Raw genomic sequence first — 25,680 nt, forward strand, 5'->3', positions numbered from 1 at the left:
GCAGGCGGGACGCGGACGTGCGACCAGCGGGAACCGCTGGGCTATCCGACCGATGTCCATCTCACTGCCACTCGATGATCATGCGGTTGAGGGGGTTGTCGAAGGCGAAGCGGCCAGGCCGGGGCGCAGGCTGCGCGGTGCCGAGGTCTTGGATCTCGAACTGCACCTCGCGACCACGGTATTCGCGGTCCCAGATCCGGATCTGCTCGGCGACCCGGTCCGCGAGTTCCAGCGCTTCAGGGCCGTGTCCGATCACGCCGAACTCGTAGAGGGTGGCGTCGTCCGGGGCCTTCTTTGTGGCTTTGCGGCGGGTGAGGTAGGTGAGGGTGCCGCCGTCGAAGGCCGCGGTGGAGCTGGCGTACGGGGCGGTGACCACACCTCGCTCGATAGCTTCCTTCTGCGCAGGCATCCGGCTCAGGCCACCTGGCATCGTGCAGGTCAGCCACAGCTCCAGCCACTCCGCCGACTCCGGCCCGCGGAAGTTCACGCCGGTCCACGCTTCGGAGCGAGTCCGGGAGAGCACGCCAGTGAGCGCATCGGCGTCCACGGCCTGGTCGCCATTGGTCACCAGGGTCACGGAACCGTCGTCGGCGAGGTTCACGAAGCGACGTGGGTCGTCCGCGATGCCGGCCCTCAGCGGCATGAACGTGTTCATCTCGGAACCGATGCTGCGCCAACGACCGTGGTCGTCCTGCTCGAAGAGGATCGACCGGGAGACACTGCCGCGCAGACGCAGCGGGGTCAGGAGGCGCCCTCCGGGTGCGAGCTGATCGAGCCAGGCGTGGGGAACGCCGTGGGCACCGACGGTGGCCTCGATACGGTCGTACGGCGCGTTGGGGGCATAGCCGAGCGCGCCGTCGCCGAGGATCACCTCGACGTTGTCGATTCCCGCCGCTTCGAGCCCGGTTCGGGCGCCCTCCACGAGGTCGTCGTCCACGTCGACCGTGGTGACGTGGCCCTTCTCCCCGACGAGGTGGCCTAGCAGTCCGGCGTTGAAGCCGGTCCCGGCTCCGAGTTCCAGCACTTTGTGGCCGGGCTCGACGTCGAGCTGTTCGAGCATTGTGGCGACGATGTCGGGCTGCGAGGCGCAGCTGATGGAGGCGCCGGTCTCGTCGTGCTTGATGTTGACGGGGGCGTTGCCGTACGCCTTCTCCAGAGTCGCCTTGGGGACGAAGACGTGGCGCGGGACCGTCCGCATCGCTTCCTCCACGCGGGAGGTGCGGATACAGCCGTCGGCCGTCAACTGGTCGACGAGCTGGGCACGCAGGCGGTCGGCATCGCGGGCTTCGATCGTGTCGCTGGTCACGCTGCTGACCGTAGTGGCCAGTGCGGTGGCGGAAGGGGTGGACTCGTCGTTGTCGCTCGTTCCCATGACTACCTCTTTCGCGAGTGTTGACAGGGTGTGCTGGTCCGCCCGTGGAAGGCCCAGGCGGTTGAAGTGGAAGAGGGCGTGATGGGCGAGGACGGAGCGAAGCCCGCGCTCCAACTGCCCGTTCCGGTCGAGGTCGGCCAGGCGGCGGCCGAGTTGGTCGAAGGCCGCGATCCAGGGGCTCACACTCGCGAGGCGGCCATCGCGGACGAGAGTGCTGGAGGAACTGGCGTCCACGGTCATCAGCCGGTGGATGGCCGCTCGCGTGCGGGCTGATGGACGGGTGCCGCCGTCGCGCTCGTCAGCGATCTTGGCCCAGACGTCGCCCTGCTCGTACCAGTCGAGCCCGGCCGCGCGGAGCGCGGTGCTGATGGTGACGACGGCCAGCTCCCGCCGGCCGAGGGCGTCGGGGCTGTCGGTGCGCTGCCGGACGACGTGGCCCAGGACCTGGCGGCTGTCCTCGTGGTGATGGAGGTGGGCTTCGGCCATGGCGGCCGGGCCGCCGAAGGCGGTCACCTCCGGCTCGTAGATGCCCGGCACACATGCAGTGAGCGGGCCGCCTGCGACCAGGTCCTCCAGCGCGCCGTGCAGACGGGCTGCGGCGGCCGGGTCCATAGGGCGGTACCGCAGCCGCCAGGTCGGGAACTTGCGGAGGAACGCCCAGGGCCCCAACCGGTCGCCCTCAGCAACAAGCAGGGGGAGAAGGTGCTCTATGACGATGGGTTCGGCGCGTTCCCATGCCGCGAACGTCAGCACGCGCTGCGGCCACTCCTCGGGTGCCATGTGGTCCTCTCTTCAGTCAGGTGATCAGGAAGGCGCTGTCCCAACCGGAGAGGGGCGGGCTGTCGGTGGCGAAGGTGTGGAGGGCGAGGGCGGTGCCGGCCGCGCCTTCGAGGAGACCGATGTCTCCGCCGCCGACGGGCTCGCACGGGGTGTTGACGAGACCTTCGGGCGGGGTGCCCGTGATCGGAGCGAGAAGGATCGGCAGGCTGTCGGTGAATCCCGGTGTGAGGGCGTCGGCGGCAACAATGCGCGTGATGTGCGCCAGTCCCGCGAAGCCGTGGCACAAGGAGAGGTCGACCGTGGCGTCCCGCTGCCCCGGATCGCTCACGGACCGGAGCAATGCCGCTTCGGCGGCCCGTTGCCGGTCGGCGTCTCCGGTGGCGAGGGCGGCGAGCTGCTGGGCGCGTGCGAATCCGGCGGTGCCGTAGCACCACGAGGGCCGAGAGGGTCCTGGGCCGGGGGCTCCGCTGCGAAGCTGCTTTCGGGTGACCCAGTACGGCCACCAGGGGCCGGTGGGCCCAGCCTGCTGCCATCGGTCCAGCCACGCGAGGACGCGGGTGATCGCCTTGACCTGCCCAGGGACGGTGATGCCCGTGCTCGCAGTGAGGGCCAGGAGTGCCAGGGGGCCGCCGATGCCGTGCGCGACGCCGTTGTTGGCGTGCCCCTCGGGATAGTCGAGGGACGGTTTGCCGGAGGGGGCGAGATGGGTCCACCAGCCGGGCAGCAGTTCCCCGTCGTGCTTGACCGGTTCGGTCAAGCGCACCAGGTACGTGAGGACTTCGCGCAGCAGCTCGGTGTGCTCTCTGCGGCGCAGGAGGAGTGCGCCCAGACCGCTCAGTCCGCGGATCGCGTCGTACTCGGCCAGCTCCGGGTAGTCGCCGTCGTCGATGCGGGCGTGCGCGAAACGGAGACGCTGCCGAACCAGCTCGGTGACGTGGGTATCGAGGGTGTCCAGTGCGCGGGCATAGCGTCCCGGCCGGTCGGCTGCGGCGTGGAGTGCGAAGGCGAGCGCGGGCGCCCCGTAGTAGAGGTGGGCGTCCGGACCGCCGACTGCTCCGCCCTCGGCGGCGCACGCAAGCCAGTCGTGTGCCCGCTGCCAGGGGCCGTGACCGGAGCGGGCGCGCTCGATGTGCAGGAGCGCGACTCCGGCCGCCCCGTGAGCCAGGGACTGTGGCCACCAGCCCTGAACGAGGTCGAGCCGCCGGGCATCGTCCGGGGATGCGAGTCGGTCCGCGATGGCGCCAGCAGCCGCACGAGCGGTGTCACGCAGTTCCATGGTCATGTCCTCCTCGGTGCTGCCAGGCCCGCGCCGCAGCGCGGGCGAGGCGCACGCACATGCGCTCGTCGGCTTTGTCGATGCCGACGGCACGGATGTGGTGGGCGTGCAGAAGCGAGTCGAGGACCAGGTCCGGGTCGAGGGCTGCATTGCTCAGCCGGGATCGGTAACGGGCGATGGCCTGGTCACGGTCCGCCCATGCTGCGGCGATGGCCTCACCGCCGATGTGTGAGCGCAGGGCTGCCCAATCGTCGGCCGGGTCCGCGAGCCGGATGGTGTCGTTGAGAACCTGCCGGTCGCAGGGACGCGGATCGCGGATCTGCCCGTACCGGGTCAGCCACTCCATCGCGCCGGGCACGCTGCCGGTGAACGCCGTCGTAATGGACACGAAGTTCGCTGCTGCCATCACCTGCGGGCCTGGTCGCCAGGTCTGGGCGAGCTGCACAGCGAGGGTCCGGGAGTCGGCGGCGAATACGTCCTCGGCCAGGCCCATCAAGGGTCCGGTTCCCCACCTCCCGGTCTCGGGGTAGGTGGTGGCGAACTTGAGGTCGCTGACGAGTCCGGCCCGGCGAAGTCCGGCTGCCCACTCGCTGACGTGAGCTGCTGCCGCTCCCGCATCTGCGTCGTCGGGGACGGCGATCCGGAGGCGCAGGTGTGGGTGTGGGTCGCGGTAGCGCATGAACCACCACTGCGGCGGGGTCTTCCAGCGGGCCAGCAGATCGGGAAGGTGGCGGGAGAGGATCTCCGCCTGTCGCTCCGGGTGGCCGTAGATCTGGGCGAGAAGCCACCCGCGGGCACCAGGTAGGTGCCCGTGGTCACGGGAGAGCACGCGGTCTTCAGTCACTGGGGGAACGGCCGGCCACTGAGCTGGGCGAGCGGCCGTCATCGGGAGGACGATCTCGTGGGCCCGCCCGTCGAACCAGTTGCCGTTGGTGGAGGTCTCGGTGAGCACGGCTGTCTCGGACCGGGACAGGTGGGAGCGCAGGATCGCGCGATGGGCACTCGTTTCCAGGTGTAGCGGCAGGAACTGATCGCCCTCGGCAAGCGCTAAGGTCTCGGGCACTCGACGTCGGGCTCTCCACTCCTTCACGGCCGCGTGCCACTCGGTCCATGAGGCAGGCAGGCCGGGGAGATCGGAGGCGTCGAGGCGCCAGCGGGCTGGGGCGAGAACAGTGCGGCCGTAGCGCACGCGGGGCAGGTAGGGCAGCGCCGTGGCGACGCCCCACGCGAACTCGGTGACCACGGCGGACTGGGCACGGCTGATCTCCGCGAGGAACCGTACAAGGGGCGGGGTGTGTGCTCGCAGGTCGAGCGCGTGCAGGACGTGCGGTTCGACCAGGCGCTGCCGCGAGAGAGAGGCCAGGTACAGCCTGCGGCGATCGCAGCCGACGACGAGGTCGTCCAGATCGATGGTTCGCTCGTCCGAGCTGCGGTGCTCAGCGACGCTGAGCACGCTCGGCAGCAGCTCCGGTACTCGGATGACCGTGGCGTCCTCACGATTCAGTGGCGGGAAGGAGAGCTGGACGGGCACCGCTCCCGGCGTGTTGGCCGGGATCTGCGCCACCGATGCGGTGGCAGCAGCTCGGGCTTCGGGAGGCAGAAGCGTGAGGAAACGGCCGGTGATGGTGCCGATTCCCCGCGAGGGGTGCACGGACCAGAGCGTGAAGTCCCCGCGACACAGGTCGTCTACGGTGGCGGCCTCGATCTGAAGGTTCAGCTCCAGATGCGGCGGCACCTGCATATCGTCCTGCTCACCGACGTGCAGCTCGGTGAGCAGCTCCTCGTCCAGAAGGATCTCCTCGCGTCCGTCGAGGGCGGCGGCCTGCGCGAGAGCGAGCAGACGCTGATCCCGCATGGTCACTCCTTCGCGCGGCTCCGAGTCGCTGTCCAGATAGCCGGCGGGGAACCCGAGCCCGACATCAGGGTCCGTCACGTCGCGCAGCCGCACCAGCGAGCCGATGCCGTACCTCTCGAAGAACCGGACGTGGAAGTCCTTCCAGCCCGGCGTGCCGAACGGTGCTGGCGTGAGGCGGGCCAACGCCGTGGCCGCCTTCTCCGCCTCGCGGGCAATCTCACGGGGCAGGACAAGCGAGCAGTCCAATCGCAGGTCAACCGCCAGGGGCCGGTCGGCCACGGCGACGGCCGTCATCTTCTCGTGCAGGGCGCGGCGAAGGCGGCGCCCATCGGCGGGGGCCAATGCCTGGTTGTGCTGGCGCACACCGTCACGGACGGCCCGCAGATCGTCCACCATGTCTGCCACGGAGCGCAGTTCTCCCGCGTCGACAGCTTCGAGCTGCCGTACGAGATGGTCCAGGGGGTCGAGGGTGGCGGACGCTGCGTGCAGGGAATTGATGAGTGCGCCGTTCAGCACGAGATTCGTGATCAGGCCCCGGATACGCCCCGCCGGGACGTGGGGGAACGCCGCTTGCACCTTGTCCACGAGCAGCTCGTAGGGAACCGGAGCGCGGGCGGAGTCCAGCGCGGCCTGGACCGCGGAGGTGAACCGAAGCGACACCTCCGCCGTGGGGCGGCCACGGCCCCGCGAGCGCGGAGGGTAGGGAACGATCAGGCGATCCCCCCGGACGAAAGGCGTGTTGCTCGCCACCACGGGAAGCCGACGCATCAGATCCGGGCACCTCTCCAGGCGCTCGATCACTTCGGTGAGCCACGTGGCGTCAGCGCTGGCTACGGCACGGTGCCACGGACCCGTGCGCACCTCACCACTCTGCCCGAAGGCGACCGGCGCGATGCCGGCGAACAGCCCGTTCGGTGTCGCCCGGCCGGTGATCCGCTGGAGGTACCGGACGAACGACACCAACGTCCGACGCACTTGCCGGGCTCGGAGATCGGTGGATGCGCACAGCGCGTCCAGGTGGCGGGCGAAGCCGGGGCTGGCCTGCTCCACAACCTCGGAGATCTCCTCGCGCCCCCAGACTTCCTGAAGCCACCGGTGCCAGTGCCGTACCTGGTCGGAGGAGTCTCCGGAGACATCCGGCAACGGGGGCAGCTCTAACCGCGCGTAGCGTGCCGCGCGCACGAGCGCGGTGTCCGAGCACTGGTACTGCACCTCGCGCCTCACGTTCTGAGCCCTTTCGTTCTCTGTCGGATGGTGCTGGTCCCGCAGCGCGTACTGCTGCGGGGCCAGCACCGGTTGGTGCCGAGAGGGTCAGGCCACGTTGGTGGCGCAGGACCCCGCGCAGGTCGGCTTGCACCCGTCGTCGGTCAGGTTGATCAGGGCTGCGGAGCCATCTCCGGACTCCAGAACGCTGATGTCGAGATCGAACTCTTCTTTTTCCATGGGGACTTCTCCTTTTGAACGTGTACGGCCCGAGGGCCGTGATTCGAGTGCCGCCGGTCGACGGCGTCCGGTCTGGCCTGTGGCCATGCCGGAAGCTGGTGAGTCAGGCGCTGCTGGAGATGCAGGAGTGGCCTCCGCAGGTGGCACCGCAACCAGCTCCGGTCGAGGCCACCACGCTGAGCGGTTGACTCGACTGGATGATGACGATGTCCAAGTCGAAGGGGTCAGTCGAGACCGCCGACATGTGCTGCGACGGGTGCTTACTTACGGCAGAGAGCACAGCAAGTCCTCCTGATTAGCGTGTAGTTGCTGGTCGGGTATCGCTGGGCGGCCGGACTCTGCTCGGCGGGCGGTAGCCGTACGCTCCGTCTGCCGAGCGCTTCTCGACCAGCCGTTTGCTTTGTGTCTCGGGGTTACGCTGCGCGTACCTCGTCAGCGACGGCGGCGTACTGCCGGTGTTGCCTCTCGGACAACACGAGCTGGGCACCTCCAACGGCGGCGAGGAACAGCAGGACGTGCCGAGTCGTCATTTCGGGTGACCCTTCGCAGTTGGTTGATGATGGGCTCCGCTCGTGGGATCGGAGCGGAGGTGTGACGCGCGCTCGAAGGCGCGGATGAGGGTCTGAACGAGACACGCGAGGTTCGGGGAAGGTCCTCACCGCGCTGCTGGCGACGGCGTAACCGAAGTTCGGGCCGCCGATCGCGACCGTCGTGAACCCGAGTTGGTGGGGCCGTTCTCACGGGGGCCGGGTGGGATGACCTTCATGCAGTTCCATGAGGATGCCTCGGGCTCGGGCCTGGAGGGCGGCCCGGACTCGGCGCACTTGGTACGGCGCGCAGCAGCTATCCAGATCGATCACGCGGACCCAGCGGTAGTCGTCGAGTTCGGACTTCTTAAGGCCGCGCGGCTTCGGCAGGGTGATGGGCGTGTGGTTCGGCACGCGTCCGCACCAAAAGACGAAGTTGATGCCGGCCGCGATGTCCTGGTCTGGCTGGGCCGCTGTCCAGTCGAGGACCAGCAGGCGACGGGGCCGCACGTCCAGCCGCGTCTCCTCCCGGACCTCCCGGCGTACGGCTTCCCACGGCGGCTCGTTCTTCCAGGCGGTCCCGCCCGGCAGTTGGTAGCAGCCGCCGTCCTTGGCGGTAGGGCGCACCATCAGCACGGCATTGGCCTGGTTAAGGATCAGTGCCAGACATCCGTGCCGGACCGGCGACGGGTTCTTGAGTTCCTCGGGCGAAGGCACCATGACCTCTCTGGGGTTGGTGGGCAGGCTGCTCTGGTTCAGGCGACCAGAGCGAAGTAGTCGCAGTAGAGGTCGATGAGGACGTCGAGGTCGAGTTCGACGACGACGATGTCGTGGTCGCTCAGCCCCTTCGTGCTGACGGTGTAGGCGTCCAGGAGCGCGGGCCCGACGAGTTCGCTGGCGTAGATGATGTCGATGCGGCGGCCGGGGCCTTGGCTGAGACTGGCGTGGGTGGTCTCGGCGACCGCCCGCTCCATGCCCCGCCGGGTGTGGGCCAGGTGCCGGCAGGCGTCGATCAGGCCGGCGGTGGTCAGGGTCCGGTCGGTGTCGCAGTCCATCACTCGCTCGCCGAACGGGTTCAGATAGGAGCGGTGGGCCAGGTGCTGCGGGTCGCCGCGCAGGTCCTCGGGCCGGGGCACCGGGCATTCGCCGGGCGCGGCGAGCAGCGGGTCAGAGTAACTGTTGCGGTCCATGCCCAGGGCGAGGAGTGGGATCTTCCGGCGCCGGGGGTCCTCGGGGGTGCGTACGCGGTCGGCGAGGCAGGTGAGGTCGTCGGTCTCGATCCGGCGCCGGTTGACGGAGTTGTAGGACAGGTGCGCGGAGGCGGCGATCACGTCGATGCCGGCGGTGCCCCGCACGCGCAGGTGCACGGCGGTCGGGTGCAGGTGCCAGCCCGGCCACGCGGTGTTCCAGGTACTGAGGTGTTCGAAGATCTCGGGGTCCCAGTAGACGGCGGTGGCGTGGAGGCCGGGGCCGAGCCGGCCGTCCATGCCGAGCACGTCCAGGGACTGCTTCCACAGGTCGTTGCCCGGTGCGCAGCCGGGGAGTTCCTGGCAGGCCACGACGGCCAGTCCGAGCTGTTTGCGCAGCAGGTGCATGCGCGTCCACACAGCCGCCTCGCCCTTGCCGTTCTCTTGGAAGTTGCTGGTTCCGATCCTGATGACGCGCACCGGGTGCTCCTCCTGGGGAAAGGGTTCTTGGGGGCTCGTGGTGGGGTGGTTCAGCTCTTCTCGTAGCCGGTGCCTAGGCAGTCGCGGCAGCGGATGGCGACGACCGTGCCGCGCTGCATTGTTCGGATGCGGCCTGCTCCGTCGCGGGTGGAGCTGAAGCGAACGGTGGTCACGGCGCTGTTCCTTCGTGGGGAGTGCTACCCGGGGGGTCAGAGCTGGTGGAGTTCGGTGAGGCGCAGGAGGTCGTTCACGGCAGTGGCGAGACAGGCCGTGCGCCAGATCCGGAGGTCGGCGGCCGGGTCTTGCAGGGCGGCTTCGGTGACGAGCGCCCGGCGGGCAACCGCGCGCGGGGTCCCGCTGGCGTGTGCCGAAAGGCGGGCGTCGGTGGCCAGCGCGCTGGGGGTGAGGTGCTGGCGTGCGGCACAGAGGTGACCGATGCAGTGCTCCAGGCTGGCCGGATGCGGAGAGAGCCGTCTTCGCCACCACGTGTGCGCCTTGCGGACGCTCTCTCGGATCGCGGACGGCCGAAGGTCCGAGTCGTCGTCAAGCTGCTGGGCGGGCTGGAGTTGCGACGCGCACGCAGCGGACGTGTCCGGCTCCTCGGGTATGCGGGTGCCAGGAGGTACGAATGGTCGCAGGCTGGGGCCGAACTTGATCACCTGCTCGCCCGCGAGGATCTGGAGGGCTTCGTTCACCGGCTGCGCGTTGGTGACCACGATGCGGCTCAGTTCGGCGCGGGAGGGCAGGCGCTTGCCGATCGGCAGGACATCGGAGGCGATCAGCGTCCTGAGCCAGGCGGCGATCTGACCAGGCAGGTTCCTGTGCCGATCTACGCCCGGGACGCGGGCACGGCCTTCGTTGTGCATCTCGACCGTGCCCGAAGCAGCGAGGTCGGCCAGGGCCAGGCGCACGCTGGAGTGGGGCGCGCCCAGCCGGGTAGCGATACGGCCCACTGGGAGTAAAGCGCCGGGCGGATAGGTGCCGTTTTTGAGGCTGTTCCGGATGTGGCGGGCGATCTGTTCGACGGGCGGGGAGGGAGACTCGGTCTCGGCGAGCGCGTGCAGTAGCTCCCGACCGTTGTTCGTCAAGACGATCAGGCCCTCGTACGAGGTGTCCTTCCTCCCCTCCGGCCTGACGACGGCAGCCATCAAACGGTCCCAGCGGGCCTGGTCAGCGGGCGACCCGCCCGCCCCCTCCCGCCGCTCGCGGGCCAGCGGCAGCCACTCGGCGATGTAGGTGTAGGCGCGGTCGTAGCCGTTGAGGACGGCGGCAGTCGAGCGCATGGCCATCGGGCCATGGGTGAAGGACAGCTTCCGAACCGTGGAGGACAGGTCGCGGCGCCTACCGCTCTCCAGGGCTTGGGGGTCGTTGGCCGGTGGACACGTCGGGGTGTGAGAGTTCACGGGGGTCCTTACCTGCGGGTCAGGCCCGGTGGTACCGGGCACGGGCCGATATCAAGGAGGCCAGGGCGGCGTCCATTGCGCTCTGGCTGGACAGGGTGCTGCCGCAGCCGTCGTCGGAGGTCAGCGTCAGGGCTTCGTGGCTTGATCGACCAGCGGCAGCCGGGCTCGTATCCGCTCGTACGGGGCGTCGAAGCCGTTGGGCGGCACCGGACCGTTGGCGCGCGGTGTGCTGTTCGCCACGGCATCGCGGAAGGCTGGCGGACGCCCATCGAATTGCGAACGGTCAGTACGGATACTCACGGCGGGCTCGCCCCTTGGGGCCCGGCCGGTGGACGTTCGGGCGGGTTTGACGCCGATGCCGGCGAACGCGGCGGACTGCTCCTGGGGGTACTGGCTGCACCAGCTGCCCGCGTACCACTGACCGGTGGCGACCAGGCCGGGGCCCTGCTGGACGAAGTCGCCGAACAGCTCGGCTATCTCCTCCCGGCAGCGCGGCCTCACGCGCAGCCCGTGCTGGGCACAGGCGTCGATCAGGTCGGGCATGGTGGCGCGGTGCCAGTGGTCGGTCAGGTGGGTGATCGACAGGGTGCTGCCGCGCGGCAGCCAGGCGCGCAGTGTGGCCATCGCCTGGCGTACGGCCTGGTCGTCCTCGCACCACGGCAGTACGTCGTGCACCAGGACGGCGACCGGCTCGTCCAGGTCGAACGCCGCGGCCACCTCAGGGCGGGCCAGGAGCCGTTCCATGTGAAGGAGGTCGGCGTGTACGGCGCTGACCTGATGCGGATCGCCGCCGTCCTGGTGGCGCCTGGTGTGCTGGTGGACGGCCGGGTCGTGGTCAACGTAGACGACGGGGCAGCCGGGCTGGGTGGCGGCGGTGATCTCGTGCACGTTCGGCATGGCAGGCACTCCGCACCCCAGGTCGAGAAACTGCCGGATGCCGTGGGCCAGCGAGGTGCCGACCGAGACGTGGGTGAAACCGCGGTTGATGATCGCGGCGGTCTTCGCCCACTCGGCGGCACCGTAGATGTCGAGGGCGGCTCTGCGATCGCACGGGTAATACTCGATGCCGTCCAGAAACAGGTCATAGACGCGGGCTGACTGAGCGGTGGTGAAGTGCGCGTACCACAACGGCTCAACCGCACCGAGGTGTTGTTGTTCGACGATCACGCGGCGACCGCCTTCCCGGCCGCCCCGCGGCGGGGGCGGCGCGGCGCGACGGCCGCGAGGTCGGGACGGAGCTGGCCGGTGTCCTCGAAGAGCAGGATGCCGTTGCACAACAGGGTCCAGCCCTGCTCGAAACAGCGAGAGTCGGCCTGGGCGGCGTCCGCGTCGGGCGCCTCCGCCGACGGACACACGGGAGTGTGGGAGCACATGGGAGTCCTCCTCATGGCGGGTCAGGCCCGGACGGCGCCGGGCGGCGGGCAGTTCTCGGGGACAGGCGTACGAGCGGTGTGGTCGTGCTTCTCGTCCAGGTCCCCAAGCGGGGGGGGATCGTGGAGGTGCAGGGCCGTCCGGCTGTTCTTCGCCGGTTTCGCCAACGCCAGCGTGGCGCCGCGGATCGCTGACTTCACCACGTCTCCCCCTCCGGTGAAGTTGGCGGTGAAGTGCCCTCGGTCTGCTGGCCGGGCTTGTGGGGTGTGATGCGACGCAGTCCTTCGCGGATGTGCTCGGCGTCCTTCGGGCTCACGGTGGAGGCGATCTCCAGGGCTTGCGTGAAGAGCTGCTGGGCGCGCTCGGGTTGGTGCTGTTCCTCGGCGGTGCAGCCGAGCATGTGCAGGGCGCGGGCCTGCCAGCGCGCGGAGCGCAGCGCCCGGAACTCTCCGAGCGCCTCCTCAAGGAGCCCGGTCGCCTTCTCGAAGTCCCCGCCGCGCGCCCAGGCCCGTCCGAGCCAGGCGGTCGCGCGGGCTGTGTCGAAGACGTCGGGGACCTGGGACAACTCGGTGCGGGCGAAGGTGAGGTGGCCGATGGCTTGCCCGGCCCGCCCGGCTTCGAGGTGGACCAGGCCGAGGGTGAGGTGGGAGAGGCCGACGCCGCGCCGGTAGCCGAGGCGTTCACGGATGGTGATCGCTTCTTCCAGGACGGCGCTCGCCAACTGGCCCTCGTGCTGCGCGTGGTGGCAGACGCCGAGCTCGTGGAGGGCCTGGGCTTCACAGCGGGCGTCGCCATCCTCGCGAGCGAGTCGCAAAGCGTCCGAGGCACGTTCCGCGGCCTCCGTGTAGCGCCCCGCCCCGCGCAGGCCGATAGCAAGGGTGGTGAGCATCTCGCGCTGTGCTCCTCGGTGCCGGCAGCGGCCCGCGGCGGTCAGTCCCCGGTAGTGCAAGTCCAGCCACAGCTCCAGAGGCCGCGTCCGGTGGAACAGAGGCCAGGCACTGTGCACGAGCTGCCACACCAAGGAGTCCCAGCCCCGCGTCTCGGCTGCCCGCACCCCGGCCTCCAAGTCGCTCTGGTGGCTCTCCAGCCACCTCATAGCGCCCTCCTCGTCGTCGAACGGGAAGGGCTGCGAGGACGGATACTCCACGTCGCGGTCCATGGGCTGGTGCGCGGGGGTGAGCAGATTCTCGGCACGGGTGAAGGTGAGCAGGAGCCAGTCCAGCCAGCGCCGGGCGGCCTCGGTCATGGACGCCTCGTTCTCGTCCTCGGCGACGCACCGCTTGGCGTGCGGGCGGACCTCGTCGTGAAGCCGGAAGCAGGCGCCTCCTCCGGGGTGCTCGCCCTGGCTCTCCAGGAGCCGCACGTCAGCAAGCGCCCGAAGCTGCCACGCGGCTTCTTCCGGAGCCAGCGCACAGGCGGCGGCCGTGGTGCCGACATCGATGACGATGTGGGGAAGCGCGCCGAGGAGCCGATAGACGCGAGCGGTCCGGTGCGGGAGTTCCTGATACGTCGTGTGCACGGTGGTGGTCACAGAAGGAGTCCCTACGTCGATCCGGTGGTCGGTTCGGGCGTGTGCCGCGACGGTCGCCACCGACACGTCCGGCAGGGCGACGAGCCGGGAGGCCGCCACACACAGCGCGAGCGGCAGGTGTCCGCACCGGCCCGCCAGCTCTTCGAGAGCGGCCCGTTCGCGGGCGACTCGTTCCTCCCCCACCAGCCGCGCGAGGAGTTGGGTGGCGGCCGCTTCGGCAAGCGGCTCCAGCCGATGGATGCGCGCGCCCTCGGCTACCAGATCGGTCAACGGCCGACGAGCGGTGACAGCGATCAAGTGGCCCTGGCCACCAGGCAGCAACGGGCGAACCAGAGCGGCGTCGGCCGCGTTGTCCAGGAGCAGAGCCAGGCGGCGACCGGCCGTGACAGAGCGCCAGAGCGAGGTCACCTCGTCCAGATCACCGTCGATACGGGTAAGGCCGAGTGCGCGCAGGAACCGGCGCAGCACCGCCCCGGGCCGCACGCCCCGGCCGCCACCGAGATCGGCGTAGAGCTGGCCGTCGGGGGTGTGCTCCTCCTGCGCGCGTAGCCACCGGGCGGCGAGCGCGCTCTTGCCCACTCCACCCACCCCGGTGATGACCACCGTCGCGGACGCGTAGGAAGAACGCTCGCCGAGCGCGGCGTCCAGACGCTCCAGGTCCGCTTCCCGGTCCGTCCACGCGGCCGTCACCGGGAAGAGCTGGCGGGGAGGCGGCGGGGAGGGCGCCTGGTGGTACAGGTGGACGCCGCCGTGCACGACCCCCGCCTGGACGACAGGGCCGCGAACCGAGCCGCCGATGCTGTTCCTCTTCACGAGGGCCACCCCCTCTCGGACACAGCGGGAACAGGACGGCCGGACGGGGCGGACGGTCGGGCGGCCTCGTGGGACGTACGGAGCACGTGCAAGACGCGCACACGCCGGTCGAACGCGGCAGAGTCGGCAGCGCACAGGGAAGCCATCGGGTGGGTACCTCGACTCCGGCGGGCAATGGTCTGGAGTCTGGTGACGGCGCTCATCCAGTTGGTCACCAAGTCCCCCTGTTCGTCTTCCGCGCGACCGCGGGTGGAAGTTCGCCGCCGAGGCGCACAAGGACCCGCTTCAACAGGTCGGTATCGGTCGGCGGGGAACTGCGCAGCGCCAGATACGTCGCCCACTCGCGCTCTTCCTGAACGGACTGAGCCTCCGCGCTGCGACGCGCCGCGACCGCCAAGGTGCTCTGCGCCGCCCTCACGCGCGCGGCCAGATCCGCCAGGCGGTCCGGCCGCATCCGGATCTCCACCCGCGCGGGGCGGTCCTCCCCTTCTTCTTCCGCGAAGGCCGCGTTGACCACGAGCCGCACCGGCAGGTCGGGGAAGCGGTCGGCGGCCAGATCGTCCCCGGTGAGCACGGTCAAAGTCACGGAGTCCCGCGCCATCAGGTCGCTCCTTCGACGGCGAGGGAGCACCATGTCGTCGAGCCGTCCGGGCTGACGCCCCACTGCGTAGCGAACGCGGCGACCAGGAGCATGCCTCTGCCGGTCTCGTCGCCCACCCCGGCATCCCGGACCCGCGCGGTGCCAGGCGAGCCGTCGTCCACGGCAATCAGCAAGCGGTCCGCAGTGATGACGAACCGGACGACGGTGTCGCTGCTTCCGTCCCCGTGCCGCAAGGCGTTGGTGACGAGTTCGCTGATGAGGAGCTGGGCGTTCTCGATCAGGCCCGGCATGCTCCAGTGGCGCAGTTTCGCGGCGCCGATCCGGCGGCAGCGCTCGACCCAACGGGCCTCGTAGCCAGGAACGGGGGCACCCGACGCCCTGGGAGTGCGCAAGATCCGCAGGCTCAGGTCGTCCCGGATGTCTTCGGCCAGGAGAGGGAGTTGTCCACCGCAAGGCTCCACCGCTGTCGCCGTCATCGCTGCTCCTCAGGGATCTCGGGATACACCAGCGCGATGAAGCCGAAGTGGTCCTCGAACCACTGGAGCTGCGACTCGTACTCATCGCGGCGCGGGGTGATGGCGGACTGCGCGAGCGCGACGACACCGTCCGCGTAGCCGGACCGCACGTTCCGCCGCACGCGGCTCCAGCCCGACCGGACCGTCGGACGGGCAGGCCCGGTACGGTCCGTGATGATCTGCCGGGCCCCGACCAGCCAGCCCTCCCGTACAGCGAAGGCGCGCACCTCCCCCAGCGAGCGCGTGGGGACCTCCCCCGTGTGCGCGGTGAGCGCGTAGAGGCACACCCTCGGAGTCCGGCCCTTCTCCCTCAGCACCGCGACTTGGCGGGCCAGATTCGAACAGCGTCGCTTCATCGCACAGAGCCCCGGGTCGGGCCCCACCCCCATTGCTTGCGGAACGAGCCTCTGGCCAAAGGGCGACTCCCGGTCCATCCATTCCGCCGCTAACCGTGAGTGGGCGCCCGGAGCCGGGAGTACGGTCGCCTCGCCGTTCATCGAGGTGATGGTGGCGACGGTAGTGGCGGGGGTCATCATGGCTCCTCCAGCGCATTGCTCTTGAGCCCCAAGAGGCCGCGGGCTGCCCCGGTGCACGTCCGAGCCCGGGTCTCTGTGGAAGGAAGCCAAGATTCCCGCTCGCAGGCGGAGGGCACCATGTCGCGGCAGGTACCACCTCATGCACGGTGGGCTGACACAGGTGTCACCGGCATGTCATTCGGGACCCACATCGGTCCGATGGCGCCTTGGAGAAGGCGAGTTGGGCAATAGTGAGCTGCGGGGCCATTCACCTCACGCCCCGATCCTGATCAGCGGCCAGAAAGGCGAGCGCCAAGATGACGGCCAGGACGCTGCTTCAACAGCTCGTATCGGAGCGGGGATGGACATATGCCATGTTCAGACGCGCCTACGAGCAGGCTGCCCGGGAACTTGCAGCAGCCGCAGGACAGGCCCCGTCGACCGCGACTGTCGAAGAGCAGACTTTCCGGCGTTGGACGTCAGGTCGTGTAAAGGGCCTCCCGAATCTACCGGCGCCACAGGTGCTGGAGCACATGTTCGGGTTCTCCGCTCGCCAGCTCCTGGGACCACCAGAGACGCTTCCGGCCCCGCCCCACCAGCACGTGCTTCTACCGAACGAAAGCGAGCTCACGATGACTGCTCGGGACGCAGCGGCACACGCCACCGGCGCCGCTTCCCTCAGCGTGCCAGACATGACGCTCGACCAGCTCGACGACGACGTTGTAGCTCTGGCGCGCGAATACAACCGCACATCCCCCAGCGAGGTGTACCGACGTGCGAAGGAACTCTTGAACCTCGCCCAGGCCTTTCTGGAACGTACAGAGGTACCTCGGCAAAAGAAACGCGCGTACCTGGCCGCTGGCCAGTCGGCCGCCCTCCTGTCAGCGATCAGCTTTGACCTGGGGGCACTGCCCCCTGCCGTATCGCTTGCACGCACCGCCGCTCTCTACGGAAAGGTCATCGAGCACGGTCCGCTGCAGGCGTACGCGCACGGTGCACTCGCCTTTCTCGCCTTCTGGGACGGCCGCCCAGCAGAGGCGGTACGGCTTGTCCGAACCGCCCGCGAATTCGGTGGGCTGGGCGACACCGCTCGTATCCGTCTCAACGTGATCGAGGGACGGGCCTTCGGCCATCTGCGCGATCAAGCCGCCGCTGAGCAGGCCATCGGGAATGCCTTGTCCCTGAGCACCGGCACACGCGATGAACTCCACGACGACATCGGCGGGGAGTTCGGGTTCCCGCAGGATCGTGTCGCGATGAGCAACGCCACCACGTACCTCCTGCTCCGCGATGCCGAAGGCGCTGAAGAGGCGGCTGCCGCCACCTTGGACCTCCTGGCATCCCGCCCAGAAGCGCAGCGACCGATCCTCATCTCCTCCCAGGCTTCCGTCGACCTTGCCCGCGCCCGGTTGCTACGCGGCGAACTCGCGGGCGCTCACGAGGCTCTTGAACCGGTCTTCTCCATCCCCACCGAGTGGCGGGTGGCAGGCACCGTGGAGCGCCTCGCGGCCGTCCGAACCGAGCTGTGCCGGTCGGACTTCAATGGGGCGGCCGAAGCGAACGCGCTGGGCGAACGGATTGAGGAATTCACCTCCACAGCCGCCGCGCAGAAGCTCGGTCTCGCCACCCCACTCGCCATCGAAGGCTGACGTCAGTCGACCAGCTTCGCCAGGATCTCTGCCTCCCTGACCCCCGACATTCCGTGCTCCGCCCACCGCGGGTGTTCAACAGGCGTGCCCCCTGTTCGAAGCCACTGCCAGGTGTCCGCGACGGTATCCGCGAGCGGCCGACACCACAGCCCGGCTGCCTGAGCCCGGCTGGAGTCAACTCGCCAGGCCCCAGCGTTGGTCCGCCACAGCGGAAGCTCGGTCCACTGCTTCACACCATGGTCGATCAAGAGGGCATCGGACGCCCAGACGAGATGCCCAGAGCTTCCGGTGACTTCGAGACACGCGTTCAGGAACCCTCCCATCGTCGCGTGCCCCATGGGAGCTGTGACGTTGTACGAACCGCCCCCGGCAGCTTGGGCTTGTTCAAGAGCGAAATCAGCGAGGTCCCGGACGTCGATGGGCTGAACCCCCTTGTCCGGGGCCCCCGGAGCGAGCATCGGACCGCCGCTCCTCGCCCTGTGCAACCACCAGGGAAGGCGCCCCACATATTCACCAGGCCCCAGAATGACCCCGGGCCGCAGGATCGACACCCGGTCGGCACTGAACGTGGTCAGGGCCGCTCGCTCCGCGCCCGCCTTCTGCCGCCCGTAGTACCAATCCGGACCATCCCAGTCCGCGGGCAGGCGACCGTACTCGATGTCGGCGTCGGCCGGCCCGTCCAGGAGCTCCGAGGATTCCGTCAACGGCTCGTCCGGCCAGCCCCGGTACGCATTCACGGTGGAGACGAAGACGTAGGCTCCTGCCGCCTGCTCCAGAGACCTCGCTCCCGCCAGCACATCACGCGGAGCAAGCTCGGAAGCAGAGGTATCGATCACAGCGTCCCACGGCCCGTGAACGGCAAGGTCCGCTACGTCCGCCGGGACCGTGCGATCTCCACGGATCTCCGTCACCCCTTCCGGGGCCACTCCGGAACGCCCCCGATTGAAAGCGGAAACCTCCCACCCCCGCTCAAGAGCTGCCTGGGCAACAGCCCGGCCCAAGAACCAAGTTCCGCCCAACACAAGGATTCGCATGCCCCCGATCCTGCCCGCCGAGCCATCTGCGATGCCAAGACGAACTCAGGGTGAGTACGAAGGGCGTTCAGACTGTGCTTACCCACAAACCTCACCGCTCCATGGGAGTGCCGCCGACTCCTGCTCGTCTGGAGCGAGCCCACGGGGCTTGAGCGGAACTTCAGGAAGGTGCACTGCCCAAGGATGCCTTGCCTGGGCGATCGAGCCACCACGCCGAAGAGCTTCATACACAGACCAGAAGTGGCGGTCGCCCAGAAGCAGGACCAGCGCTGGATTCTGTACAACACCGCGACCCTGACGAAGACCGATGGCGGCGTGGTCGGGGCCGGGGAGCCGCAGCGCGACACGAAGGTCTTCCCCTGGGCACAGTTCGCACGGAAGGGGACCGGCCACCGGGTCACGGTCGTCAACGTGCACCTGGCCCACGGCGACGGCCCCGGCAGCGGCAGCGGCAGCGGCAGCGGCAGGGAGTGGACCGGCTGGCCGAGGAGATTACCCGGCAGACCCCGTTGGGCACCTGCACCGTCCTCGCTGGGGACTTCAACTCCACCAGGAACGACGACACGGCCGGGACGTAGTCGAACACCACCCTCGCCGCCATCCGGGCCCCGGTCGAGCACGGCCTCGCCCATATCAAGAACTGGAGCGTGCTCAGCAAGGTTTGCACCGACCCGACATGGGCGACCAGCCTGGTCAGGGCCCTGCTGGTCTTGACGGACCGCGAAATCACGCGTCAACCGACGGTCTTCACCGAAGTCACCCGCCCCCGACCAGTACGAGCTCCTCAAGCCTCACGCACGCCAGAGCTCTCACCTGCAACTCAAGGATGCACACCTCTCAATGGGCGCTCAACGAATGCCCTATGCGATCAGGCCGAAGCCGGTTCCGCAGGTCTCTCCTACGCCGACACGAGCGATAGGCCAGGCATACATCACCTGCATGCCGGAGCGGGTTGCCATCCGCCTCACTCGGAGGTCCAGCGTCATCCCACGGCGTTCACGGGACTCCATCTCCGCTGCCGACTTGAGCGAGGACGCGAACTCCTCAGAGCTGGAGGCAAGAGCGAAGTAGCCCAGAGCCGGAGCTCGCACCAGGCGAAACACGATACGACTGACTTCCCTCCCCCATGCATCCAGTTCGGCCCCCAGCTCGACTTCTGCGTGAGCAATGGGTATCTGGGCCTGTGGGAGGGTGGTGTGAAACTCATGTTCCCCCTGACGCAGCGTTTCGCCCCCGTACGCCAGTGCAACGGCGTTGGCCGAACTCTCATTCAGGGTCTCCAGCGTCCAAGCAGGCACAGCCAGGGCGCCGCCCGTTGTGTACCGGCCAGCCGACAAGCGGCCCCGAATCTCGTCTCCTTGGATATTCGACATGGTTTCTCCGTTCCTGGCTGCTCAAGCCGCCCCGGGCGGAGCGTTTTCAGGGCCGTGCACGCGGCCGATGAACCATCGCCTTGGAGCTTTGGTGTTGAAGAGGGTGATCCTGACTCCGAAGTCGCGCAGGATCTCCTTCCGGGCCTGCACATCGGGCGCCCGGTGCCAACGGTCGGCGACCGTATCGCCCGTCGGCTGGGAGACCATTCCGGGCGAGATGCGTGGCATTGCCTCAAGGGCCGCGAGTTCCTTGCCCATCGCGGCGTAGCGTTCGCGGAACCAGTCCTGGTCGTCCGCGTCGTCGTAGAGGCCCGCCTCGCGGTCGGTGCGCAGCCGTTCGCGATTGGCCCGGACCTCGGCTATGCGTTCCGTAACGCCGTTCCCGGGGTCGTAGACGGTCTCGTAGATCGCTCCGTCGCCGAGTGTCCGGAGGAACCAGCGCTCGACGGCCTCATCGAGCAGTTGTGTCCGGATGAGCGGCGCGGGTCGGCAGTGCAGGGCTGAACGCCAGCCCTTGTTGCGGGCTGTACACACGTACCGAGGAGGCACGTCCGCGGATGTCTGTGTGAAGAGCCTGTTGTGGCAGTGCCCGCAGTAGGCAAGTGCTGTGAGCAGGTACGGGCGGTTGGATTGCCGCGGACTGCCCTTGAACCGGGTCTCACCGGCCTGGAGGGCTCGGCTCAGCGCCTCGTGCGTCGTCCGGTCCCACAGCCCCTCACAGATCCGTACCGGATTGCCCTGCGGGTCCAGCACCGGCTGGTGACGGTGGGTGAGGTAGCCCAGCGCGGACTGGGAGAGCAGGATGTTCTTCAGGCTGGTGGGAAACCACTGGTGACCACGTGCGGGCTTCCCGTACATCACGGCCAGGTGATCAGCGGGTGCCAGTTCGCCGCTGCGGTTCAGCCGGGCGGCCTCACTGCTCAGCGTCACACTCTCCGGATCAGCCAGGATGCGCTGCGCCACTCCCCTGATCACAGAAGCCGCATGGGGGTGGAGTTCCACCCGGTCGACCCGGCCGCCCATGACCTCGCGCACGAACCGGAACCCGTAGGACGGCTTGTTCTTGGGCCGGCCCGCCTTCCGGGCCTTGACCGTCGCGTCACGGTTGCGCCGCTGAATGGAGCGCAACTCCATCTGGGCGCCCCATGCCTCGATGGTGAAGCGGTTCTCATCGGCCGGGTCGTCCAGGTCCCAGGGACCGTCGTGCCCGTAGGTGACGAGGAGCTTCCCTTCGTCACGCATCTTGTAGCCGGTGTTCAGGCAGTCCACGACGTTACGGCCGAGGCGGTCGACCGCCGCCGCGACCAACCCGTCGTAGTGCCCCCGCTCGTCCTGTAGCCATGGCCCCAGCTCGGGCCTGGTCACGGGGTCGGTGGCACCGGAGACCTCCCAGTCATCGGCCCAGCCGACGATGTGCCCGTCGATCGACGCGGCTGCCGCCAGCACGTCGTCCCGCTGCCGTTCCGGTGACGTCGTCGCGGCCTTCATCCGCGACAGCCGCCGCACGCCGACCAGGCACTTTCCACAGCCGTCCCAGGGCCGCTCAATCGCATCCAAGTTCGTACCGCCCACTGCATCTCCGTATCGGCGAGGAAGGGTACGGAGAATTGGCGGCCACCCCCAGGACGATCTTGGTCAGCCCAGGAAGCTCAACCGCACATTGCGGTTGACGTTAGAGATGTTCGTGTCGACCAGGCATACGGACTGCCAGGTGCCGAGTTCCAGGTGGCCGTTGAGGACCGGGAGGGTGGCGTGTGGGGGGACGAGGGCGGGGAGGACGTGGTCGCGGCCGTGGCCGGGGGTGCCGTGCTGGTGGCGCCAGCGGTTGTCCGGGGGGAGGAGGTCGCGGAGGGCGCCGAGGAGGTCGTCGTCGCTGCCCGCGCCTGTTTCGAGGAGGGCGATGCCGGCAGTTGCGTGGGGGACGAAGACGTTGAGGAGACCGTCGCGGCCGGCCGCGGCGTCGGCGAGGAAGCGCTCGCAGTCGCGGGTGAGGTCGAGGACGGTCTCGGTCGAGCCGGTGGTGAGTTCGAGGACGTGGGTACGGAGCGCGTCGGTCATGGCTCCATCATGGCCGCCGGCTCTCCCCCACGGCGGCAGGGCCCGGCGCTTGGCGGATTCGAGGGGGCGTTCCGCCCGTGCGGCGGCGGGGGCCCGTTCCGCCTGTGCGCCAGCGGGGGGACTGGGACCGTGCCACCGGTGCGGCGATGGGGACGTTCCGGCTGACGGCAGCCTGAGGGCCGTTCCGCCCGTGCGGCGGCGTGCGGGTCTCCAGGTGGGCGGCGGGGCCCTCCCCGGTGTGCGGCGTGGGGTGCGGGCCTGCGGTGGGGAGATGGGGGGGCGGGGCGGGAAGGTTCGGGGGGCTCTTGGGGTTCGTACAAATATGAACGATGTGGAGGTCGTGGTCATCGGGGCCGGGCAGGCGGGGCTCTCCAGCGCGTACCACCTGCGGCGCAGCGGATATGTGCCTGGTGAGGACTTCGTGGTGCTGGATCACGCGCCGCGGCCCGGAGGTGCGTGGCAGTTCCGCTGGCCGACGCTGACGTACGACAGGGTGCACGGGATGTACGCGCTGCCGGGCATGGAGCTGACCGGGGCCGATCCGGACCGGCCCGCTTCCGAGGTGATCGGCGAGTACTTCGCCGCGTACGAGCGCGCCTTCGAGCTGCGGGTGCGGCGTCCCGTCGATGTGCGGGAGGTGCGGGACGCAGGCGAGGACGCGGGCCGGGACGGGCGGCTGCTGGTGCGCACGTCGGAGGGTGACTGGTCACCACGGGCCGTGATCAACGCGACCGGTACCTGGGACCGGCCCTTCTGGCCGCGCTTTCCCGGCCAGGAGCGCTTCCGGGGGCGGCAGCTGCACACGGCGAACTATCCGGGGCCCGAATCGGACGCGTTCAGGGGCAAGCGTGTCGTCGTGGTGGGCGGCGGTACCTCCGCCGTGCAGCATCTGATGGAGATCGCCGGGGTCGCGGCCGGGACGGTGTGGGTCACGCGCAGGCCGCCGGCCTTCCGCGAGGGCCCGTTCGAGCAGGAGGACGGGCGGGCAGCCGTGGCGCTCGTCGAGGAGCGGGTACGGGACGGGCTGCCGCCGCGGAGCGTGGTGTCGGTGACGGGTCTGCCGATGACCGAACAGATGCGCAAGGCCAGGGAGAGCGGCGTGCTGGAGCGGCTGCCGATGTTCTCGCGTATCACCGAGGACGGGGTGGAGTGGGCCGACGGGGCGCGCGCCGAGGCCGACACGATCGTGTGGGCCACCGGGTTCCGGCCCGTCATCGACCACCTGTCGCCGCTGCGGCTGCGCGAGCCCGGCGGTGGGATACGGCTGGAGGGCACGCGGTCCGTACGTGACCCGCGGGTGCACCTCGTCGGCTACGGGCCCTCCGCCAGCACGATCGGCGCCAACCGGGCGGGGCGTGCCGCCGTACGGGATGTCAGGGCGTTGCTGAGGGCTGAGGCTGGGGCCGGGACTGAGGCTGGCACCGGGGCTGGGACTGAGGCTGGCACCGGGGTCGGGGCTCGGACGCAGGCAGGGGCGCGGGCGGCCGTTCCCGCTTGAGTGCCACCAGTCCCGCGTGAATGCCGGACCTGGCGGCCCCTCCCTTGCCACCCTGCCCCGGGTGAACCCGTGAGCGCGCGCCCGGCCTCAGCCCCTCGGGGACAAGCTGGAGGCGCGGACGACCAGTTCGGGCTGGAGGACGATGCGGCGGTGTTCGTGCTGGGCCGCCTCGTCGCCGGTCTCCTCGATGAGGAGGTCGGCCGCGGCGCGGCCCATGCGGTAGGCGGGCTGGCGTACGGAGGTGAGGGGGACGGCGGCGGCAGAGGCGAACTCGATGTCGTCGTAGCCGACGAGCGCCACCTCGCCGGGGATGGAGACGCCGGCTCCGTAGAGGGCCTGGAGCACGCCGAGTGCCATCAGGTCGTTGGCGCAGAAGACGGCGGTGGGGCGGGGTGACATGCCCAGGAGGCGCGCTCCGGCGTCGCGGCCGGTGGCGACGTCCATGCGTTCGCCCTCGATGTGGCGGAGGGTGGCGCCCGTACCGGAGGACAGCAGTACGTCCGTCGCGCCCGTGTGGCGGTCGCGGCACTGGCTGAGGTGCATGGGGCCGCTGACGTAGGCGAGGTCGCGGTGGCCCCGGTCGAGGAGGTGGCGTACGGCGAGGCCCGCTCCTTCGATGTCGTCGACGGAGACGGAGCAGCCCTCTGCGCTGGGCACCACGCGGTCGACGGAGACGGAGGGGATGCCGTGCCGCTGGAAGTCGATGAGGTTGCGGCCCGTGGTGTCCGTGGGGGTGATGAGGACGCCGCGTACGCGCTGTTCGGCGAAGAGGGCGAGGTAGTCGGCCTCTTCGGCCGCGCTCTGTGCGCTGTTGCAGAGCATCACGCCCAACCCGGCGGCGCGCGCGGCGCGTTCGGCGCCTGAGGCCACGTCGACGAAGAAGGGGTTGGCCATGTCCATCACGAGCAGCGCGATGATCCGGCTCCGCCCGGCACGCAGGTGCCGGGCGGACTCGCTGCGGACGTAGCCGAGCCGTTCGATGGCGGAGCGCACCCGTACGCGGGTCTCCTCGGCCACCATGGCGGGTCGGTTGATGACGTTGGAGACGGTGCCGACGGAGACGCCGGCCGCGCGGGCGACCTCTTTGATGCCGATCGTGCGGCTCACCGTGGGGCCGCCCCTGACCGTTCCGGCCGAACCCGCTGCACCGTCTCCTCAGCCCCTCAGAAGTCGAAGTCGTCGATGTTCTTCTTGTCGAAAACTGTGGGGGGTCCGAGGATAACCTCGCCGTCCGCGCGGACCGTGTACTCGCCGAGGTTCCCCGCCTTGAACTTCTCGCCCTCCTTGCCGGTGATCTGCCCGGAGGAGAGCGCAGCCGCCGCGTAGGAGCCGAGGTAGCCGAGCTTCTCCGCGTCCCACAGGAGGAACTTCTCGACGGTGCCGTCCTTGATGTACTTGCGCATCTGGTTGGGGGTGCCCAGTCCGCCGAGGACGACCTTGCCCTTGTACGAGGAGCCGCTGACGTAGCGTGCGGCGGCGGCGAGGCCGACGGTGGTGGGCGAGATGACGCCCTTGAGCTTCGGGTACGCCTTGAGGAGTCCCTGGGTCTCCTGGAAGGACTTCTGGTCCACGTCGTCGCCGTACGCGGTCTTGACGAGTTTCATGTCCTTGTAGGCGGGCTTCTTCAGCTCGTCCTTCATGATCTTTATCCAGGTGTTCTGGTTCGTGGCGTTCTGCGTCGCCGAGAGGATCGCGAACTGGCCCTTGTGGTCGATCTGTTCGGCCATGTCCTTGACCATCTTGCGTGCCAGTTCGTCCGAGCCCGCCTGGTTGATGAAGACGTGCCGGCAGTCCTTGCCCGCGTCCGAGTCGAACGAGACGATCTTGACGTCCTGCTTCATCGCCTGCTTGAGCGGGCCGCAGACGGCGTTGGGGTCGTTGGCCGCGAGCAGGATGGCGTCCTGGCGCTGCTGCACCAGTGTGTTGATGTAGCTGACCTGGGAGGACGCCTTGGCGTCCGAGGGGCCGACCTCCTTGGCCTTGCCGTCGAACTCCTCGGCCGCCTTGATGCCCGCCTTGTCCACCACCGTGAAGTACGGGTTGTTGATCTGCTTGGGCAGGAAGGCGATCTTGAGGCCCTTCTTGAGGGGCGCGTCCGGATCGGCCTTCGTATTCTGCGTCTTGTCCTTCGCGTCATCCTTGGAGTCGCTCTTCGTCGTGCCCGAGCAGCCGGCGAGGGCGAGGCTGAGGGCGCAGGCCGCGGCCGTTGCGGCGAGGACGCGGGAGCGGTGGTGCCGTCGCATGGACATACCTTTCGAGGGTGGATGTGCGGGGGTGGATGCGGGGTTGTGCGGGGTGGATGCGGGGTTCGGGGGCGTGGGTGCGGGCGCTGTGCCGGTTCCTGGCCGGTGCGGGGCCCGTGCACGGGGTCGGTGCGGGCCGGTGTGCGCGGGGGCTTA

Annotated in this window: 24 protein-coding genes; 2 read left to right on the forward strand and 22 right to left on the reverse strand. The window is 69.3% G+C overall.

From position 1 onward, the window contains the following. Positions 1 to 61: 61 nt before the first annotated feature. The 16 genes from fxlM to NMN56_RS30950 form a co-directional block, all read right to left on the reverse strand. Positions 62 to 2,152, reverse strand: coding sequence for a methyltransferase, FxLD system (fxlM, locus tag NMN56_RS30880; protein ID WP_274047007.1), 2,091 nt, complete (start codon positions 2,150 to 2,152; stop codon positions 62 to 64). 16 nt (positions 2,153 to 2,168) lie between these two features. Next, positions 2,169 to 3,428, reverse strand: a complete 1,260-nt coding sequence (locus NMN56_RS30885) for a lanthionine synthetase C family protein (protein ID WP_274047008.1) — start codon at positions 3,426 to 3,428, stop codon at positions 2,169 to 2,171. Beyond that, positions 3,415 to 6,507, reverse strand: a complete 3,093-nt coding sequence (locus tag NMN56_RS30890) for a lantibiotic dehydratase (protein ID WP_280842924.1) — start codon at positions 6,505 to 6,507, stop codon at positions 3,415 to 3,417. The genes NMN56_RS30885 and NMN56_RS30890 overlap by 14 nt, the downstream gene beginning before the upstream one ends. A gap of 87 nt (positions 6,508 to 6,594) precedes the next feature. After that, positions 6,595 to 6,726, reverse strand: coding sequence for an FxLD family lanthipeptide (locus NMN56_RS30895; protein ID WP_274047010.1), 132 nt, complete (start codon positions 6,724 to 6,726; stop codon positions 6,595 to 6,597). Positions 6,727 to 6,829: 103 nt separating this feature from the next. Beyond that, the gene (fxlA, locus tag NMN56_RS43405) at positions 6,830 to 6,970 is read right to left on the reverse strand and encodes an FxLD family lanthipeptide (protein WP_430542751.1); all 141 of its coding nucleotides are present in this window, start codon (positions 6,968 to 6,970) and stop codon (positions 6,830 to 6,832) included. Positions 6,971 to 7,463: 493 nt separating this feature from the next. Continuing rightward, positions 7,464 to 7,973: an NUDIX domain-containing protein gene (locus tag NMN56_RS30900; RefSeq protein ID WP_274047014.1), complete on the reverse strand. Its 510-nt coding sequence runs from the start codon at positions 7,971 to 7,973 to the stop codon at positions 7,464 to 7,466. A gap of 35 nt (positions 7,974 to 8,008) precedes the next feature. After that, complete coding sequence (locus NMN56_RS30905) at positions 8,009 to 8,920, reverse strand: hypothetical protein (protein ID WP_274047016.1); 912 nt, start codon at positions 8,918 to 8,920, stop codon at positions 8,009 to 8,011. 50 nt (positions 8,921 to 8,970) lie between these two features. Beyond that, positions 8,971 to 9,093, reverse strand: coding sequence for a hypothetical protein (locus NMN56_RS30910; RefSeq protein WP_274047017.1), 123 nt, complete (start codon positions 9,091 to 9,093; stop codon positions 8,971 to 8,973). A 36-nt stretch (positions 9,094 to 9,129) separates the two neighbouring features. Beyond that, entirely contained in the window at positions 9,130 to 10,323 is a 1,194-nt protein-coding gene (locus tag NMN56_RS30915; protein ID WP_274047018.1) for a GntR family transcriptional regulator, read from the reverse strand. A 126-nt stretch (positions 10,324 to 10,449) separates the two neighbouring features. Then, entirely contained in the window at positions 10,450 to 11,490 is a 1,041-nt protein-coding gene (locus NMN56_RS30920; RefSeq protein ID WP_274047019.1) for an SAM-dependent methyltransferase, read from the reverse strand. Then, a complete protein-coding gene (locus NMN56_RS30925) occupies positions 11,487 to 11,696 on the reverse strand; it encodes a DUF5999 family protein (protein ID WP_274047020.1) in 210 nt (69 codons plus the stop codon). The genes NMN56_RS30920 and NMN56_RS30925 overlap by 4 nt, the downstream gene beginning before the upstream one ends. Positions 11,697 to 11,717: 21 nt before the next feature. Continuing rightward, on the reverse strand, positions 11,718 to 11,894 hold the full coding sequence (locus NMN56_RS30930; RefSeq protein WP_274047022.1) for a hypothetical protein: 177 nt from the start codon (positions 11,892 to 11,894) through the stop codon (positions 11,718 to 11,720). Continuing rightward, a complete protein-coding gene (locus tag NMN56_RS30935) occupies positions 11,891 to 14,038 on the reverse strand; it encodes a tetratricopeptide repeat protein (RefSeq protein WP_274047023.1) in 2,148 nt (715 codons plus the stop codon). The genes NMN56_RS30930 and NMN56_RS30935 overlap by 4 nt, the downstream gene beginning before the upstream one ends. A 211-nt stretch (positions 14,039 to 14,249) precedes the next feature. Further along, positions 14,250 to 14,639: a hypothetical protein gene (locus tag NMN56_RS30940; RefSeq protein WP_274047025.1), complete on the reverse strand. Its 390-nt coding sequence runs from the start codon at positions 14,637 to 14,639 to the stop codon at positions 14,250 to 14,252. Then, positions 14,639 to 15,115 carry an ATP-binding protein gene (locus NMN56_RS30945; protein ID WP_274047026.1) on the reverse strand — a complete coding sequence of 159 codons (477 nt, stop codon included), beginning with the start codon at positions 15,113 to 15,115 and terminating at the stop codon, positions 14,639 to 14,641. Before NMN56_RS30945 ends, NMN56_RS30940 begins: the two co-directional genes overlap by 1 nt. Continuing rightward, positions 15,112 to 15,687, reverse strand: coding sequence for a hypothetical protein (locus NMN56_RS30950; protein ID WP_274047027.1), 576 nt, complete (start codon positions 15,685 to 15,687; stop codon positions 15,112 to 15,114). The genes NMN56_RS30945 and NMN56_RS30950 overlap by 4 nt, the downstream gene beginning before the upstream one ends. A gap of 299 nt (positions 15,688 to 15,986) precedes the next feature. On the opposite strand from NMN56_RS30950, the gene NMN56_RS30955 reads away from it, so the two are divergent. Beyond that, positions 15,987 to 17,318 (forward strand): NsdA family TPR-like regulatory protein, encoded by a 1,332-nt coding sequence (locus tag NMN56_RS30955; protein WP_488199818.1) that lies wholly within the window; start codon positions 15,987 to 15,989, stop codon positions 17,316 to 17,318. Between the two features lie 2 nt (positions 17,319 to 17,320). Here the strand turns inward: NMN56_RS30955 and NMN56_RS30960 are convergent, their stop codons facing one another. The 4 genes from NMN56_RS30960 to NMN56_RS30975 all read right to left on the reverse strand — a co-directional run bounded on the left by NMN56_RS30960 (position 17,321) and on the right by NMN56_RS30975 (position 21,783). Next, a complete protein-coding gene (locus NMN56_RS30960) occupies positions 17,321 to 18,352 on the reverse strand; it encodes an NAD-dependent epimerase/dehydratase family protein (protein WP_274047029.1) in 1,032 nt (343 codons plus the stop codon). An 860-nt stretch (positions 18,353 to 19,212) separates the two neighbouring features. Continuing rightward, the gene (locus NMN56_RS30965) at positions 19,213 to 19,725 is read right to left on the reverse strand and encodes a hypothetical protein (RefSeq protein ID WP_274047030.1); all 513 of its coding nucleotides are present in this window, start codon (positions 19,723 to 19,725) and stop codon (positions 19,213 to 19,215) included. Positions 19,726 to 19,746: 21 nt separating this feature from the next. After that, positions 19,747 to 21,282 (reverse strand): recombinase family protein, encoded by a 1,536-nt coding sequence (locus tag NMN56_RS30970; protein ID WP_280842925.1) that lies wholly within the window; start codon positions 21,280 to 21,282, stop codon positions 19,747 to 19,749. A gap of 78 nt (positions 21,283 to 21,360) precedes the next feature. Further along, positions 21,361 to 21,783, reverse strand: coding sequence for a YjbQ family protein (locus NMN56_RS30975; protein ID WP_274047032.1), 423 nt, complete (start codon positions 21,781 to 21,783; stop codon positions 21,361 to 21,363). A gap of 322 nt (positions 21,784 to 22,105) precedes the next feature. Between NMN56_RS30975 and NMN56_RS30980 the strand changes: the two genes are divergently transcribed. Beyond that, the gene (locus NMN56_RS30980) at positions 22,106 to 23,281 is read left to right on the forward strand and encodes an NAD(P)-binding domain-containing protein (RefSeq protein WP_274047033.1); all 1,176 of its coding nucleotides are present in this window, start codon (positions 22,106 to 22,108) and stop codon (positions 23,279 to 23,281) included. An 87-nt stretch (positions 23,282 to 23,368) separates the two neighbouring features. Here the strand turns inward: NMN56_RS30980 and NMN56_RS30985 are convergent, their stop codons facing one another. Further along, entirely contained in the window at positions 23,369 to 24,388 is a 1,020-nt protein-coding gene (locus NMN56_RS30985) for a LacI family DNA-binding transcriptional regulator (RefSeq protein WP_274047035.1), read from the reverse strand. 56 nt (positions 24,389 to 24,444) lie between these two features. Beyond that, positions 24,445 to 25,524 (reverse strand): rhamnose ABC transporter substrate-binding protein, encoded by a 1,080-nt coding sequence (rhaS, locus tag NMN56_RS30990; protein ID WP_274047036.1) that lies wholly within the window; start codon positions 25,522 to 25,524, stop codon positions 24,445 to 24,447. Between the last annotated feature and the right edge of the window lie 156 nt (positions 25,525 to 25,680).

The organism is Streptomyces iconiensis (assembly GCF_028657195.3).
GTDB classification, from domain to species: Bacteria; Actinomycetota; Actinomycetes; order Streptomycetales; family Streptomycetaceae; genus Streptomyces; species Streptomyces iconiensis.

Excerpts from the sequence above, each read along its gene's own strand:
- fxlM (WP_274047007.1), bottom strand. The coding sequence starts at position 2,152 with ATGGCACCCGAGGAGTGGCCGCAGCGCGTGCTGACGTTCGCGGCATGG.
- NMN56_RS30885 (WP_274047008.1), bottom strand. The coding sequence starts at position 3,428 with ATGGAACTGCGTGACACCGCTCGTGCGGCTGCTGGCGCCATCGCGGAC.
- NMN56_RS30895 (WP_274047010.1), bottom strand. The coding sequence starts at position 6,726 with ATGGAAAAAGAAGAGTTCGATCTCGACATCAGCGTTCTGGAGTCCGGA.
- fxlA (WP_430542751.1), bottom strand. The coding sequence starts at position 6,970 with ATGTCGGCGGTCTCGACTGACCCCTTCGACTTGGACATCGTCATCATC.
- NMN56_RS30900 (WP_274047014.1), bottom strand. The coding sequence starts at position 7,973 with ATGGTGCCTTCGCCCGAGGAACTCAAGAACCCGTCGCCGGTCCGGCAC.
- NMN56_RS30925 (WP_274047020.1), bottom strand. The coding sequence starts at position 11,696 with ATGTGCTCCCACACTCCCGTGTGTCCGTCGGCGGAGGCGCCCGACGCG.
- NMN56_RS30940 (WP_274047025.1), bottom strand. The coding sequence starts at position 14,639 with ATGGCGCGGGACTCCGTGACTTTGACCGTGCTCACCGGGGACGATCTG.
- NMN56_RS30945 (WP_274047026.1), bottom strand. The coding sequence starts at position 15,115 with ATGACGGCGACAGCGGTGGAGCCTTGCGGTGGACAACTCCCTCTCCTG.
- NMN56_RS30950 (WP_274047027.1), bottom strand. The coding sequence starts at position 15,687 with ATGACCCCCGCCACTACCGTCGCCACCATCACCTCGATGAACGGCGAG.
- NMN56_RS30955 (WP_488199818.1), top strand. The coding sequence starts at position 15,987 with ATGACGGCCAGGACGCTGCTTCAACAGCTCGTATCGGAGCGGGGATGG.
- NMN56_RS30960 (WP_274047029.1), bottom strand. The coding sequence starts at position 18,352 with ATGCGAATCCTTGTGTTGGGCGGAACTTGGTTCTTGGGCCGGGCTGTT.
- NMN56_RS30965 (WP_274047030.1), bottom strand. The coding sequence starts at position 19,725 with ATGTCGAATATCCAAGGAGACGAGATTCGGGGCCGCTTGTCGGCTGGC.
- NMN56_RS30975 (WP_274047032.1), bottom strand. The coding sequence starts at position 21,783 with ATGACCGACGCGCTCCGTACCCACGTCCTCGAACTCACCACCGGCTCG.
- NMN56_RS30980 (WP_274047033.1), top strand. The coding sequence starts at position 22,106 with ATGAACGATGTGGAGGTCGTGGTCATCGGGGCCGGGCAGGCGGGGCTC.
- rhaS (WP_274047036.1), bottom strand. The coding sequence starts at position 25,524 with ATGCGACGGCACCACCGCTCCCGCGTCCTCGCCGCAACGGCCGCGGCC.